Annotated in this window: 11 protein-coding genes; 6 read left to right on the plus strand and 5 right to left on the minus strand. The window is 73.2% G+C overall.

What is annotated here, in order from left to right:
* Window position 1 precedes the first annotated feature (1 nt).
* Both PV682_RS34120 and PV682_RS34125 read right to left on the minus strand, forming a co-directional pair.
* On the minus strand, window positions 2-3907 hold the full coding sequence (locus tag PV682_RS34120; protein WP_319735629.1) for a type I polyketide synthase: 3906 nt from the start codon (window positions 3905-3907) through the stop codon (window positions 2-4).
* A gap of 429 nt (window positions 3908-4336) precedes the next feature.
* Complete coding sequence (locus PV682_RS34125; protein ID WP_319735630.1) at window positions 4337-5176, minus strand: helix-turn-helix transcriptional regulator; 840 nt, start codon at window positions 5174-5176, stop codon at window positions 4337-4339.
* Window positions 5177-5347: 171 nt separating this feature from the next.
* Between PV682_RS34125 and PV682_RS34130 the strand changes: the two genes are divergently transcribed.
* The 3 genes from PV682_RS34130 (at window position 5348) to PV682_RS34140 (ending at window position 8711) form a co-directional block, all read left to right on the plus strand.
* A complete protein-coding gene (locus tag PV682_RS34130; protein WP_319735631.1) occupies window positions 5348-6397 on the plus strand; it encodes an aldo/keto reductase in 1050 nt (349 codons plus the stop codon).
* Between the two features lie 126 nt (window positions 6398-6523).
* Window positions 6524-7567 (plus strand): SMP-30/gluconolactonase/LRE family protein, encoded by a 1044-nt coding sequence (locus PV682_RS34135; protein WP_319735632.1) that lies wholly within the window; start codon window positions 6524-6526, stop codon window positions 7565-7567.
* Between the two features lie 310 nt (window positions 7568-7877).
* Entirely contained in the window at window positions 7878-8711 is an 834-nt protein-coding gene (locus PV682_RS34140) for a PIG-L family deacetylase (RefSeq protein ID WP_319735633.1), read from the plus strand.
* A gap of 18 nt (window positions 8712-8729) precedes the next feature.
* Here PV682_RS34140 and PV682_RS34145 read toward each other — a convergent pair whose 3' ends face one another.
* Together PV682_RS34145 and PV682_RS34150 are read right to left on the minus strand one after the other, a co-directional pair.
* Entirely contained in the window at window positions 8730-9986 is a 1257-nt protein-coding gene (locus PV682_RS34145) for a cation:proton antiporter domain-containing protein (RefSeq protein WP_319735634.1), read from the minus strand.
* 74 nt (window positions 9987-10060) lie between these two features.
* Entirely contained in the window at window positions 10061-10228 is a 168-nt protein-coding gene (locus PV682_RS34150; RefSeq protein WP_159052224.1) for a hypothetical protein, read from the minus strand.
* A gap of 147 nt (window positions 10229-10375) precedes the next feature.
* Here PV682_RS34150 and PV682_RS34155 point away from each other — a divergent pair, with 147 nt between their 5' ends.
* The 3 genes from PV682_RS34155 (at window position 10376) to PV682_RS34165 (ending at window position 13359) form a co-directional block, all read left to right on the plus strand.
* The gene (locus tag PV682_RS34155; RefSeq protein ID WP_319735635.1) at window positions 10376-11671 is read left to right on the plus strand and encodes an aminotransferase class I/II-fold pyridoxal phosphate-dependent enzyme; all 1296 of its coding nucleotides are present in this window, start codon (window positions 10376-10378) and stop codon (window positions 11669-11671) included.
* 18 nt (window positions 11672-11689) lie between these two features.
* A complete protein-coding gene (locus PV682_RS34160) occupies window positions 11690-12547 on the plus strand; it encodes a dihydrodipicolinate synthase family protein (RefSeq protein ID WP_319735636.1) in 858 nt (285 codons plus the stop codon).
* A gap of 125 nt (window positions 12548-12672) precedes the next feature.
* Entirely contained in the window at window positions 12673-13359 is a 687-nt protein-coding gene (locus tag PV682_RS34165; protein WP_319735637.1) for a B3/B4 domain-containing protein, read from the plus strand.
* A gap of 2 nt (window positions 13360-13361) precedes the next feature.
* Here the strand turns inward: PV682_RS34165 and PV682_RS34170 are convergent, their stop codons facing one another.
* Window positions 13362-13931: a helix-turn-helix domain-containing protein gene (locus tag PV682_RS34170; protein WP_319735668.1), complete on the minus strand. Its 570-nt coding sequence runs from the start codon at window positions 13929-13931 to the stop codon at window positions 13362-13364.
* Window positions 13932-13948: the final 17 nt, after the last annotated feature.

A 13948-nucleotide genomic window follows, 5' to 3' on the forward strand; every position in this document is an offset into this window, starting at 1 on the left:
CTCAGGAGCGCGCCGGAGCGTCCGCGCCGGCCGGGTCCGCGAGGATCACGTGGTGGAGGAGGTACTCCGCCAGTTCGTCGATGCTCTGGTACTCCAGGGCCTCCATGGCCTTGAAGCGGAAGTCGAGCTTCTCCTGGATGCGCCGCTGGAGTTCGGTGATGGTCAGCGAGTCGAGGCCGATCTCCAGCAGGGCCAGGGAGGGGTCGAGGTCGCTCAGGTCGATCTCCAGCTCCGCCGACATCCGGCCCAGGGTGTCGACGATCTCGACCGTCAGCCAGTCGATGACCGCCTGCCGGCGCTCCCCGGCCGCGAGCGGTTCGACGCGTTCGCGCAGTTCGCGCCGCGACTCGCCGCTCTCGTGGGAGCGGCTGTCGGCCGCCGAGGGGCCGGCCGGCGAGCCCAGGCGCCGGAACTCGATGCCGTCGAGGTCCGCGAGGAGGTGCCCGGCGTCGTCCAGGACGCGCAGGCGCGCCGTGAACGCGGTGTCGGTGGCGTCGGCGCTCAGCCGGACGTGGCCCCAGATCTGGTCGGGCAGGGGTGCGTGCAGCACCATCCGGCCGATGCCCGCCGGCAGGTAGGTGCCCTTGGCCGCGCCGTCGCGTGCCGCAGCCGCGGCCAGGTGCAGACAGCCGTCGAGCATGGTCGCGAAGCGGTGGGCGTGCCCGGCCCGTGCCGCGCCGTCGGGAGCGGCGGTGATCCGGCCCAGCGCCTGGCCGCCGGCTTCGTCGGTCCACAGCTCACGGACGGTGGAGAAGCTCGCGCCGTACTCCAGGCCGTCCTCGCGCAGCAGCCCGTACAGCCGCCCGGGCGCGAGCGCCGTGGGCATCTGCGCGCGCAGTTCGTCAAGGGGCTCGGCGGGGGCGCCGGGGTGTCCGCCTGCGGGGCCGACCGTCCCGTGGCAGTAGCGGGGCGCGTCGTCGCCGTCGCCGCCCGCCACGGTGAACCGGAAGCGGCCGTCGGCCGGGGCGCCCTCCGCGGCCAGGTCCACCCGTACGCTGCTGGACCCGGTGGGCGCCAGGACGAGCGGCCGGACGAAGTGGACGTCGGTGAGCTCGACGGGCGCGGCGCCGTAGCCGTCGGCCGAGGCGCGGGCGTCCACGGCCAGCTCCAGATAGCCGGTGGCGGGAAACACGGTGGCACCGAGGATGCGGTGGTCCACCCAGGGCGTGCCGGGCCGCACGTCCTGCCGGTGGACACGGTGCACGGCCGGCTCGGGTGCCGCCGTACGCGGCGCCGGCGCCGTCGCGCGCTCGGCGTCGTCGGGTGTCACCCAGTACCGGTCCCCGCGGAAGGGGTACTGCGGGGCGGTGGAGGTACGGCGGTGGCCCGGGCCCCGGTAGAGCGCGGGCAGGTCGATCGCGGCACCCGCCGTGAACAGGGCGCCCGCGGCGGCGAGGAGGTTGCGTACGTCCCGCCCGTCGCGCCGGAGGGTGGGGATCACCGTCACGTCGGATGTGCCGAACGCCTCGGTCACGTACGTCCGCAGCGCGGGGTGGGGACCGATCTCCACGACCGTCGTGCAGCCCTGGGCTGCCACCGCGCGAAGGGCGTCGTGGAACCGGACCGGCCGACGGGCCTGCTGGGTCCAGTACTCGGGCCCCTCGGCGCCGGTCAGGGCCTCGCCCGTGACGCCGGAGAACACCGCGAGCGCCGGTGCGGCCGGACGGAGCATGGCGGCGGCCTTGCCCAGCTCGGGCAGGGCCGGGTCCATCAGGGGCGAGTGGAAGGCGTGGGAGGTGCGCAGCCGGGTGACCCGGATGCCCTGCGCCGCGGCGAGGCCCGCCACCTCGTCGACGGCCTGCGCCCGGCCGGAGACGACCACGGCGCGCGGCCCGTTGACCGCGGCCAGGGAGACGTCGGCCTCGCGCCCGGACAGCCAGCCCTCCACCGTGCCGGGGTCGGCGTCGACGGCGAGCATCACGCCGTCCCGCGGCAGCTCACCCATGAGCCGGCCGCGTACGGCGCTGAAGTGGGCGGCGTCCTCCAGCGTGAGGACGCCGGCGACGCACGCGGCGGCGACCTCGCCGATGCTGTGCCCCACGACCGCGTCCGGCACCACCCCCCAGGAGCGCAGCAGGGCGCAGAGCGCGTACTCGACGGCGAACAGCGCCGGCTGCGCCAGGCGTGTGTCGTCGAGCGCCTGCGGTGACTGCTCCTCGAACAGGAGCTGCCGCAGCGGTACGGGCAGTTCAGTGTCGAGCACCTCGGCGCACCGGTCGATCGCGGCGGCGAACTCCGGCTCGTGGTCGTACAGTTCGCGGGCCATGCCGGGGTGCTGGACACCCTGGCCGGTGCAGACGAAGGCCGTCCTGGCCGCCTTGAGCGGGCGTCCCGAGGTGACCGACGAGGGCGTGCGCCTGGTCCGCCACAGCCGCAGGTCGCCGGCGATCTCGGTGCCGCTGCGGCCGGCCACCGCGAGGCGGTGGCGGTGCGTGGCCCGGCCCGCGGCGGCGGTGTACACGGCGGCCGGGAGGCTCTCCCGGTCGGTCTGCGCGAGGTACTGCGCCCAGCGGTCGGCCAGCGCGTCCAGGCTCGTCGGGGATTTGGCGGACAGCACCAGCAGTTCGGCGGGGCGCCGGCGCTCCGCGTCGGTGTGCGGGCGCGGTCGCGGGGCTTCGCGCAGCAGGACGTGGGCGTTGGTGCCGCTGTAGCCGAAGGAGTTGACGGCGGCCAGGCGCGGCGCGTCGCCCCGGGGCCAGGGCACCGGCTCGGTGGGGATCTCCACCGCGGCGCCGCCGAGGTCGATCTTGGGGTTCAGGCGGTCGAGGTGGACGCTGGGGTAGATGGTCTCGCGGTGCAGGGACAGGGCGGCCTTGAGGACGCCGAGGAGTCCCGCGGCTGCCTCGGTGTGTCCGAAGTTGCTCTTCGCCGAGCCGACGTACAGCGGCCGGTCGGCGGTGCGCGGGCGTCCGTAGGCGTTGGCGATGGCGCCCATCTCGATGGGGTCGCCGACCGGGGTGCCGGTGCCGTGCGCCTCGATGTAGCCGACCTGCGCCGGGTCGATGCCGCCGCGGGTGAGGACGGCGCGCATCACCTCCTCCTGGGTCCGGCCGTTGGGGGCGGTCAGGGCGGGGGTGCGGCCGTCGTGGTTGATCGCGGTGCCGACGATGTGGGCCAGGACCGGATCGCCCCGCTCCTCGGCGAGCGAGCCGCGGCGCAGCAGCGCGGCCACGCAGCCCTCGCTGCGGACGTAGCCGTCCGCCTTCGCGTCGAACGAGCGGCACTGGCCGCTGGGCGAGAACAGGCCGAGTTTGCAGAACGCGATGTGGACCTGCGGGTTGAGGATCAGATTGGCGCCGGCCACGATGGCCGCGTCGCACTCGCCGGTGAGGATGGACTGCCGGGCCAGGTGCATGGCGACCAGCGAACCGGAGCAGGCGGTGTCCACCGTGAGGCAGGGGCCCTTGAGGTCGAGGAAGTGGGCGACGCGGCCGGCGCTGATGCTCATCGAGTCGCTCATGGAGTCGTAGGCGGTGATGCCGCCCAGGCCCACGGCCTCGTGCTTGAGGATGAAGTAGCTGTTGCTGTTCATGAGGGCCAGGAACACGCCGGTGTTGCTGCCCCTGATCTCGTCGGCGTTCTGTCCGGCGTGCTCCAGCGCGTGCCACACGGTCTGGAGGAGCAGGCGCTGCTGCGGGTCCATGCGGGCAGCCTCGGCGTCCGAGATCCCGAAGAACGCCGCGTCGAACAGGTCGACGTCGTCGACGAACCCGCCGTGGCGGGTGTAGGTCTTGCCCGGGGCCAGGGGGTCGGGATCGTAGAACTCGTCCACGTCCCAGCGGCTGGGCGGGATCTCTTCGACGCAGTCCCGCCCTTCCCTCAGGACGGTGTGCAGGTCGTCCAGCCCGTGAACCCTGCCGGGCAATGTGCATCCGACCCCTACTAACGCAATGGGCTCAGCATCCATGCCGATCTCCTTCGGCTGGGGGTGACGGCGCTGTCGTGGCGGGGCCCACCTGAGGTGGAGGCCCGGGACGGCCACACGGTGTGAAGGATCGGAGCGCGTTCACTTGTCGGCGGCATCCAGGACTTCGGCGAACCGCCGGTCCGTGCACGAGTCAGCCGAAATGCCCCTCAGCGCAGCTTTGCAAGGTTAGGTGCGGCACGGCTACGGGGTCAAGGGCGCCGCCGCCGGGCGGCACGGCACCCGCGGAAGTGCGCCACAGCGCTCCGCCGGCCCGTTCTCGGGGTCCTCGTGGCCGCGTTCGGAGCGGGCTCCTGCGCGGACGCGGGCGACGAGGTGGGGTGCGTTCGCGGCCCGCCGTCGTTGCCGGGCCGCCTTCGTCGCGTACGCCCGGAACGCGGGATCTCGCCCGGCCCGGGTGGGCGAGACGGATCAGCTGGAGATCCAGCTGCCGATCAGCCGCAGCGCGTCGGCCGACGGGGTGCCGGGCTGGGCCGAGTAGGCGATCAGCTTCCAGTTGCCCGTCCCGGCCACGTCCACGGCCTCGTAGTGCAGGTCGAGCGGTCCTACCAGCGGGTGGTCGAGCCGGTAGCGGCCGTGCGACTTGTCGTTGACGTCCTGCTGCGCCCACAGCCGGCGGAACTCCTGGCTGCGCATGGACAACGTGCCGATGAGCTCGATGAGTTGCGGGTCGTCGGCGTACCGACCGGCGTTCAGGCGCAGGTAGGCGACGGTGTCGGCGCACTTGCGCGGCAGGCTCTGCCCGAACAGTTCACGGAAGGTCTGGTCGAGGAAGACCAGCCGGGCGGCGTTGCGTTCGGCCGCCGGCAGCGTGGAGAAGTCGGCGAACACGCCCCTGGCGAGGTCGTTCCAGGCGAGGAACTCCGCGCGCGGTCCCACGATGTAGGCCGGTCCCGCGAGGGTGTCCAGCAGCATCCGCAACGAGGCACGCACGTCGGCCACCGGCTCCTGCTGGGAGCGGCTGGACTCGGGACGGGCGAGGTTGCGCAGGTGGCGGGTCTCGTCGGCACTGAGCCGCAGGGCCCGGGCTATCGCGTCGAGCACCTGCTCGGACACGTGAGGATTACGTCCCTGCTCCAGCCGTACGTAGTGATCGATGCTCACCCCCGCGAGCTGGGCGAGTTCCTCCCTGCGCAGCCCCGGCACCCGGCGCCGGCCGTGCGTGGCCAGTCCGACCTCCTGCGGCGTCACCCGGTCCCGCCGTGAACGCAGGAACATGCTCAACTCTGTCCGTCGATCCACACCGCCCATTATGGGCGGGCCGCCACCCCGTCAGGGTGGGGAGCTTTTCCCCAGGATGGACCTGCCCTGGCAAGGCTCGCGCGGCCCGGCCGACAGTGGTGCGCGGCGGGTCCGACCGGAAGCCGTCCGGTGTGCCGGGGACCCTCGCACCGCCGTCTATCGCCGTGGAAAGAGAGAGCCATGCTCGCCAAGCAACCGCTGGGCCGTACCGGGATGGAGATCACCCGGGTGGGGTTCGGATCCTGGGTGGTGGCCGGGTCCGGTTGGATGTTCAGCTGGGGCGACACCGACGACGCCGAGTCGGTCTCCGCGATCCGGCACGCGATCGCCTCGGGCGTGAACTGGATCGACACCGCGGCTGTGTACGGCCTCGGCCACGCGGAGGAACTGGTCGGCAAGGCGATCGCGAATCTTTCCGAGAAGCCGTACGTCTTCACCAAGGCGGGCCTGGTGTGGGACCGGGACAACCCGTCGGCCGCGCCTCGGCGGATCATGAAGCCCGCCGGCGTGCGCCGCGAGGTGGAGGACTCGCTGCGGCGGCTGGGCGTGGAGCGGATCGACCTGTACCAGGTGCACTGGCCCGACACCGGCGAGTCCTTGGAGTACGCCGGTGACGGCTCCGGCGCCGTATCGCCCAACGCCACGCCGCTGGAGGAGTACTGGCAGGTCATGGCCGATCTGAAGGCCGAGGGCAAGGTCGGTGCGATCGGCCTGTCCAACCACGACGTGGCGCAGTTGGAGGCGGCGGAGAAGATCGCGCACGTGGACGCGATCCAGCCGCCGTTCTCGGCGATCAACCGGTCGGCCGCGGCCGAGGTCGCGTGGGCGGACGCCAACGGCACCGGCGTGATCGCCTACTCGCCGATGCAGTCCGGACTGCTGACCGGCGCGTTCACCGCCGAGCGGGCGGCGTCGCTGGGCGCCGACGACTGGCGGTCCGCGCATGCCGACTTCACCACCGGGCTGGCCGCCAACCTCCGGCTCGCCGACGCGCTGAAGCCGATCGCCGCGCGCCACGGGGCGAGCGTGGCCGAGGTGGCCATCGCCTGGGTGCTGGCCTGGCCGGGCATCAGCGGCGCCATCGTGGGCGCGCGCAGGGCCGCCCAGATCGACGGCTGGATCGGTGCGGGAGATCTGGAGCTGACCGCCGCCGACCTGGACGAGGTCGGCGCCGCGATCACCGCCACGGGCGCGGGTACCGGCCCGGCCAAGCCCCGAAACGCGGGGTGAACTCTCCGCGACGGGAGCCTGCCGCGTGCCGGGCCGTCATGGCCCGGCACGCACCGGCCGGCCCCGACTGTGCTCGACCCCGACAAGCCCGACGAGCCCGACGAGCCCGACGAGATGGAGCATGTGATGGGACAACAGCCCGTGTCGCGGCGGAGGATGCTGACCGCCGCCGGCGCTGCCGCCGTGGTGGCCACGGCGGCCTGGACCCGGCCGACGTCGGCCACCGCGCAGGCCGGCGGCAGCGTGCCGCCCGGTACCGGCCGGCTGCCGGCGGAGTACATCGTCCCCGGAGACCAAGCCTTCCCCACCGGGCACGCGTATGACCCGCGCACCGGCCACATCTATGTCGGCAGCGCCGCGGACGGCACCCTCTACCGGGGCCATCTGACCGAGTCCGCGGTGCGCTCGTGGTCGGCCGACGGCACCGATGGCCGCAGCACCACGTCCGGGATGGCGATCGACTCCGCCGGACGGCTCATGGTCGGCGGCGCGGACACCGGCACACTGCGGGTGTACGACACCGAGCGCGGCGCACTGCTGGCCCTGCTGCGCGGCGTGGACGGCGGTTTCGTCAACGAGATCGCCGTCGCGCCGGACGGTGGCGCGTACGCCACCGACTCCTTCCGGCCCGTCGTCTATCGGCTTGCCGATTCCGGCAGCGGTTGGCGCCTCGAACGCTGGCTCGACGTCACCGCCACACCCATCGAGTGGATCGACGGTCGTCACAATCTCAACGGCATCACCTGCGTCGGAGACCATCTGCTGACCGTCAACAGCTCCACCGGACAGCTGTGGCGCATCGACCGGTACACGCGGCAGGTGCTCCGGGTCGACCTCGGCGGCCACCAACTCCCCAACGGCGACGGGCTGGCCTTCCGCGACGGGCTGCTGTACGTGGTCCAGGGCAATATCAACGATGCCCCGGGCCTCACCCCCCAGGTGACCGTCATCGCCATGTCCCCCGATCTGTCCCGAGGCCGCTACACGAGCCGGCTTCTCGCCCCCGGCGGCTTCCACCACCCCAGCTCCATCTCCCTCGCCCGCGACCGGGCGTTGGTCGTCAACAGCCAGTACAGCCGCTGGATCAACGGCCTCCCGCCCGAGGTGCTCCCCTTCACCCTCTCCGCCGTGCGGCTGGACGCGGCCGTCCCCGCCGATCAGGGCCGTTAGACCGAGGCCGTACGGTCCCCGCCGCGGTGCAGGCGGCAACGGGCGGGACCGATCGGGCAGATCAGAGCGTCGCCGAGGTGGCGGTGAGCCTTGGCGGGGTGTGCCGCGGTGGGGTGTGGATGCGGTCGACGTCCTCGACAGTCCCCCGGGAACAGCCGGTCCGGTCGTCGTGGTTGCATCGACGAGACACCCGGCAGCAGGGGGCGAGGGCCGGAGATCGCGAGGCCGCCCCGCCAGGCCCCCTGCCCGGGACCGTGGTGCGCTGTCCGCGCGCCCGGATCACGACGTACGTCCGCAGGAGGACTGTTCGATGACTGACCGGCCCTTGACGCTCATGGCGGTACACGCCCACCCCGACGACGAGGCCACCGGAACCGGAGGGGTTCTCGCGCGGTATGCGGCGGAAGGCATCCGCACGGTTCTCGTGACCTGTACCGACGGCAGTTGCGGTGACGGACCGGGCGGGGTCAAGCCCGGCGATCCCGGGCACGATCCGGCGGCGGTGGCCCTGATGCGCCGTCGGGAACTCGAAGCGAGCTGCGACATCCTGAAGGTCGCCGATCTGGAGACGCTGGACTACGCCGACTCCGGGATGATGGGCTGGCCGGGCAACGACGCGCCCGGCTCCTTCTGGCGGACCCCCGTGCGGGACGGCGCGGCCCGGCTCGCGGACCTCATGCGGCACTACCGCCCCGATGTGGTCGTCACCTACGACGAGAACGGCTTCTACGGCCACCCCGACCACATCCAGGCCCACCGCATCACGATGGCGGCGCTGGAGATGACCTCGCTGACGCCGAAGGTGTACTGGACCACCGCGCCCCGCTCGATGATGCGGCAGTTCGGCGAGGCCATGCGGGAGTTCCAGCCGGACCTGCCGGAGCGCGACCCCGCCGAGGCCGCCGCGCTGGCCGAGATCGGCCTCCCCGACGACGAGATCACCACGTGGGTGGACACCACCGGCTTCAGCGGCCAGAAGTTCGACGCGCTGGCCGCGCACGCCAGTCAGGGCGAGAACATCTTCTTCCTCAGGATGGGCAAGGAGCGGTTCGCGGAGCTGATGGGCATGGAGACGTTCGTCCGTGTCCAGGACACCACCGGCGCGGCCGTCCCCGAGAACGACCTCTTCGCCGGACTGCGCTGATCCGCGTCCTCGCCGCGGTCACGGGCCGGTGCGGATCAGCGCGGGCGTCCGCTCGGCCGTCGACCGTCTGATCAGCGCCTCCGAGCACATGCCGTGCAGCAGCACGCTGCCGAGGACGGACAGCACCGTCGTCTGGAGGACGGTGTCGGCGCGTACGCCGTCGGGGAGGCTGTTGTAGGCGATGAGGCCGAAGACGATCGTGGTGGTGCCCCGGGGTCCGAGGAGGCCGAGGAGCAGGCGGTCCTTGCGGCCGAGGGGGGAGCCGGCGAGGGCGACCAGGACCGGGACGATCCGTACGACGGTGAGGGCCGCCAGGCAGAACAGGACCGCCTGCCAGCTCACGCCGATCGCGAACGTCACGACCGCCGCGAGGCCGACGACGAACCACATGGTCATCGTCATGAGGGTGGTGACGTCCTCCAGGAGGACGACCTCGTGGCTGCCGAGGGAGGAGCGGTGGGCCTGGCGGCGGGCGACGAGGACGCGGTGGACGTAGCGGAAGGCGATGCCGCAGACGAAGGACGTGACGAAGCCGTTGCCGCCGATCTCGACGCCGGCCGTGTAGGCGATCAGCGGGGTGACCAGGACGGCGATCCGGCGGGACTGGGCGGTCGTCCAGTCCACGCGGTCGGCCCGGTCCAGGAGCCAGGCGACGAGGCAGCCGATGACGAGCCCGGCGATGACGGCCTTCACGGCCTGCCCGGCGGCACTGGTCAGCGCCTCGGTGGGGGTGTGCAGGGCGCTGTCCCCGCCGGCCAGCAGCAGGGCGAACAGGAAGAGGGGCGAGACGATGCCGTCGTTGTAGCCGCTCTCGACGTTCAGCACGCTGCGTACGCGCGACGAGAGCCGTCCGTCGCGTACGACGCCTTCGCTGGGCGCGAAGTCGATGGGGACGACGACGCAGGCGATGACCAGCATCAGCGCCCAGCCCAGGCCGGGGAAGACGAGTTTGCCGAGCAGCATCGCGACGCCGAGGCTGAGCGGGAGCGCGATGAGCAGGACGCGGGCGACGAGGCGGGGCGAGTTGCCCCAGAGGCGTCCGCCGCGGATCTCGGTGGCGTCGACGAACAGCAGGAACGCGAGGATGATCTCGGCGGCGTGCTGGGCGACCTCGGTGTTGAGCGCGGCGGCGACGGAGTCCTCGACGCTGAGTCCGACCAGGACCCCGGCCAGGACCATGGTCGCGGGTGCGCCGAGGTGCCAGCGCTGGAGGCGGAGTGCGGCGAGGGAGCGGATCAGGGCCATCAGCGCGGCGGCCAGGACGGTGGGGATCACGGGCGTGCGGACTTCCGGGGGGGGTGAGGGGAGGGAGACGGCTCGCCCCGAGCGGAGGGCGACCGGTGGCGGGGTCAGTGGGCCAGTGCGGTGACCGTTTCGGCGGCCCCCTCGATCAGGCCACCGTACAGGTCCGGCCTGATTACGGCCAGAACCGCGAATCCCGCCGCGAGGCACAGGACGAGGCCCTCCCACCGGCCTGCCCACGAGCGGTGCTTGGTCTGTTCTTCGTGTCGTTCCATGCCATCAGCTTCTCCGCCGGGCGGCCGGGCTGCCATCCGGCAGAAGTCTGTTCCTCACCCCCCGATCGGCGGGGGTGGGTCCACCGGAAGGAGGACCCGCGTTTGGCATAGGACAAAGCTGCTAGGGTCGGCGGCGGAGGTGATCGTGTGCCCATCACGGGGACGACGGCGGCGGAGATCGCCACCAGCGTGCGCGACCAGGTCGCGTCCGGGGCGCTCCCGCCGGGGACACCGCTGCCACCGGTGCGGGTGCTCGGCGCGGAACTGGGCGTCAACCGCAACACGGTGGCGCTCGCCTACCGGCGGCTCGTCGAGGCGGGGGTCGCCACGACCCGGGGGCGGGGCGGGACCGCCGTCGCCGCCGTGCCGCGGCTCGCGCGGGAGGGCGCGGGCGTCGGCGGCGCGGCCGTCGACCTGGCCAGCGGGAACCCGGACCCGGAGCTGCTGCCGGACATCATGGCGGCGGCACGCAGAGGGCAGTACCTGTACGGGGCGGACGCCGTCGACCCGCGGCTCGCGGCCTGGGCGGACGCCGACTTCGGCGAGGACGTCGACCAGCCGTTCAGGACGCTGGTCACGCACGGCGCGGTCGACGCGACCGAGCGGCTCCTCAACGCGCATCTCACGCGCGGCGACCTGGTCGCGGTCGAGGACCCCTGCTTCCTCGCGAGCATCGGCACGCTCCAGCTGAACGGCTATCGCAGCGCGCCCGTCCCGGTCGACGCGGCCGGGATGCTCCCCGACGCCCTGCGGGCCGCCCTGGACAGCGGCGCCCGCGCGGTGATCAGCACGCCCCGCGCGCACAACCCGACCGGCGCGAGCCTCACTCCGGACCGGGCGGCCGAGCTGCGCGCCGTCCTCGCCGGCCACCCTCAGGTGCTGGTCGTCGAGGACGACCACTTCTCGGCGGTGTCGGCGCGCCCGTATCTGCGCATCACCCCGCCGGGTACGGCGCGTTGGGCGCTCGTGCGGTCCGTGTCCAAGTTCCTCGGGCCCGATCTGCGCCTCGCGCTGGTCGCGGCCGACCCCGAGAGCGCGGCGCGGCTGGAGGCGCGGCTCAGCGCGGGGATGACGTGGGTGAGCCGGCTGCTCCAGCACACGGTCCACGAGCTGCTCGCCGACCCCGCCGTCCACGACCTCCACGAGCGGGCCCGCGAGAGCTACGCCCACCGCGCCGCCCTTCTCGTACGGCATCTGCGCGGGCACGGCATCGATGTCCCGCCCGGGAGCGACGGCCTCAACGTGTGGATCGGACTCGGCGTGGACGACGGGTCGGTGGCCGACGCCCTCGCGCGGCGGGGCTGGGCCGTGCGCCCCGGTCACCTCTTCCGCCACGACGTCTCCCGGCGCGGCGCGATCCGCGTCACCACCGCCACGCTCACCGAACCGCAGGCCGCGGCGTTCAGCGCCGAACTGGCCGCCGTGGTCGCCGAGTCGACCTGACCTTCCGAGGAGTCCGCCATGTTCCACGGCCTCAGCGCCTTCCCGCTCACCCCGACCGACGAGGACGGCATCGACACCGCCGCGTACGCCGCGCTGGTCGCCCGGCTCGCCGACGCCGGGGTCGACTCCATCGGCGCACTCGGCTCGACGGGGAGCTACGCCTACCTCACGCGCGAACAGCGCGCCCACGCCGCGCGGATCGCCGTCGACGCCGCGGACGGCGTCCCCGTGATGGTCGGCATCGGCGCCCTGCGCACCGCACAGGTCCTCGCGCTGGCCGAGGACGCGCAGAACGCCGGCGCCTCGGCGGTGCTGCTCGCGCCGATGACGTACCAGCCCCTCACCGACGACGAGGTGTTCGGGCTGTACGAGGACGTCACGCGCGAACTGTCCGTACCGCTGTGCGTGTACGACAACCCAGCGACCACCCGGGTCCGGTTCGGTGACGAACTCCACGGGCGCGTCGGGCAGTTGCCGAACGTCGGGTCGGTGAAGATCCCCGGCGAGGGGGCCGGGGAGCGGATCGGGGCGCTGCGGGGACTGCTGCCCGCGTCGGTGACGGTCGGGGTGAGCGGGGACTGGACGGCCGCCCGGGGGCTCAACTCCGGTGCGGACGTGTGGTATTCAGTCCTCGGCGGGCTGTTCCCGCGTACGGCGCTGGAGATCGCGCGGGACCCGGCGGGCGAGCTGTCGGGGCGACTGGAGCCGCTGTGGGCGCTGTTCCGGCGGCACGGAAGTCTGCGGGTGGTGTCGGCCGCCGCGTCCCACCTCGGGCTCGTGCGGGAGCGCAACCTTCCTCGTCCGCTGCGGGAGTTGGGCCCGGCGGACCGGCGCGAGGTCGTCGCCGTGCTGGACTCGCTCGGGCTCGACGGCTGACGTACCGGCGGCGGAACGGGCGGGCCCGCGCCGAGGATTGACTCGCGCCGGTCGTTTCACTGTACAGTTCAGTCGTTCCACTGACCTTCGAGGCTGGCCCCACCCCACCGGATCGGACCCCGCGCATGACTGCCCTCCACCTCAGCCCCGCCGTCGCCGAGGCGTTCCCCGGCACGCTCGTCGCCGTCGTCACCGCCTCCGGTCTGCGCGGTCACGAGGGCTGGCCCGACACCGTCGCCGCCCTCGCGGAGCTGGAGCAGCGGCTCGCGGACGGGGCCTGGACGCCGGCCGACGAGACCGACCCCCGCATCGAGGCGTGGCACACGGCGTACCGCTCCTTCGGGACGAACCCGCGCCGTATCCGCCCGAGCGTGGACGCGCTCGGGCGACGGATGGCGAAGAAGGGTTCGCTGCCCCGGATCAACCCGGCGGTGGACTCGTACAACGTGGTGTCGGTACGGCACGGGCTGCCGGCCGGCGCCTTCGACCTCGACCGGGTCACCGGCGACATCGAGATCCGGTACGCGCGGGGCACCGAGACGTTCACGCCCCTCGGGGAGCCGGACGTCGTCGAGACCCCCCGGGCCGGCGAGGTGATCTACGCCGACACCACGGACGTCCTGACCCGGCACTGGAACCACCGGGACGCCCACCGCACGCGGGTCACGGCGGACTCGGCGCGGGTGGCGTTCGTCCTGGAGACGCTGCACGCCGACCGGGACGGGCATCTGGTGAAGCTGGCGGCGGACGAACTCCAGGGCCTGCTGGCGCCGCACGCCGGGCGGACGGCCGTGGAGTACGTCGGCGCCTGAGGTCAGGCCGGCGGCAGGTGCACCGTCATGATCAGCCGGCACGTCCGCGTCCCCGCCCCCCGGTACGCGTGCGGCACATCCCCGTCGAAGGTGGCCGTCCGCCCCTCCTCCAGCGCATGCTCCACACCGTCCACCACCAGCGTCATCCGCCCCGTCAGCACACTGACCGTCTCCACGACCCCGGCCTGGTGCGGGTTGCTGGCGTACTCCTCCCCCGGCTCCAGCCGCCACCGCCACACCTCGACCGGCGCGGGCCCGGCCGTCGTCAGCATCAGCCGCGCCTCACCGCCCCGCTCCCCCTCCCACAGCGGGCCGACGTCCTCGGCGGCGACGATCCGCACGCGCCCTTCCGTGGGCCCCTGCATCAGCGCGGACACGGAGATGCCCAGCGTGTCGGCGAGCCGGACGAGGGTCGCCAGGTTCGGGTTCCCCTGCGCCTTCTCCAGCGCCACGAGCGCACCCTTGCTGACCTGCGCGCGCCGGCTCAACTCGTCCAGAGACAGCCCGGCCCGCGTACGGGCGGCCCGCACATTGCCCGCCACGGCCCGCAGCGCCGCGCCCGCCTCGGCCATCAGGTCCACATCCCCAC

This window comes from Streptomyces niveiscabiei, assembly GCF_033794345.1.
In the GTDB taxonomy this organism is placed as follows: Bacteria; Actinomycetota; Actinomycetes; order Streptomycetales; family Streptomycetaceae; genus Streptomyces; species Streptomyces niveiscabiei.

Excerpts from the sequence above, each read along its gene's own strand:
- PV682_RS34125 (WP_319735630.1), bottom strand. The coding sequence starts at position 5,176 with ATGGGCGGTGTGGATCGACGGACAGAGTTGAGCATGTTCCTGCGTTCA.
- PV682_RS34135 (WP_319735632.1), top strand. The coding sequence starts at position 6,524 with ATGGGACAACAGCCCGTGTCGCGGCGGAGGATGCTGACCGCCGCCGGC.
- PV682_RS34165 (WP_319735637.1), top strand. The coding sequence starts at position 12,673 with ATGACTGCCCTCCACCTCAGCCCCGCCGTCGCCGAGGCGTTCCCCGGC.
- PV682_RS34160 (WP_319735636.1), top strand. The coding sequence starts at position 11,690 with ATGTTCCACGGCCTCAGCGCCTTCCCGCTCACCCCGACCGACGAGGAC.
- PV682_RS34170 (WP_319735668.1), bottom strand. The coding sequence starts at position 13,931 with ATGGCCGAGGCGGGCGCGGCGCTGCGGGCCGTGGCGGGCAATGTGCGG.
- PV682_RS34150 (WP_159052224.1), bottom strand. The coding sequence starts at position 10,228 with ATGGAACGACACGAAGAACAGACCAAGCACCGCTCGTGGGCAGGCCGG.
- PV682_RS34140 (WP_319735633.1), top strand. The coding sequence starts at position 7,878 with ATGACTGACCGGCCCTTGACGCTCATGGCGGTACACGCCCACCCCGAC.
- PV682_RS34130 (WP_319735631.1), top strand. The coding sequence starts at position 5,348 with ATGCTCGCCAAGCAACCGCTGGGCCGTACCGGGATGGAGATCACCCGG.
- PV682_RS34120 (WP_319735629.1), bottom strand. The coding sequence starts at position 3,907 with ATGGATGCTGAGCCCATTGCGTTAGTAGGGGTCGGATGCACATTGCCC.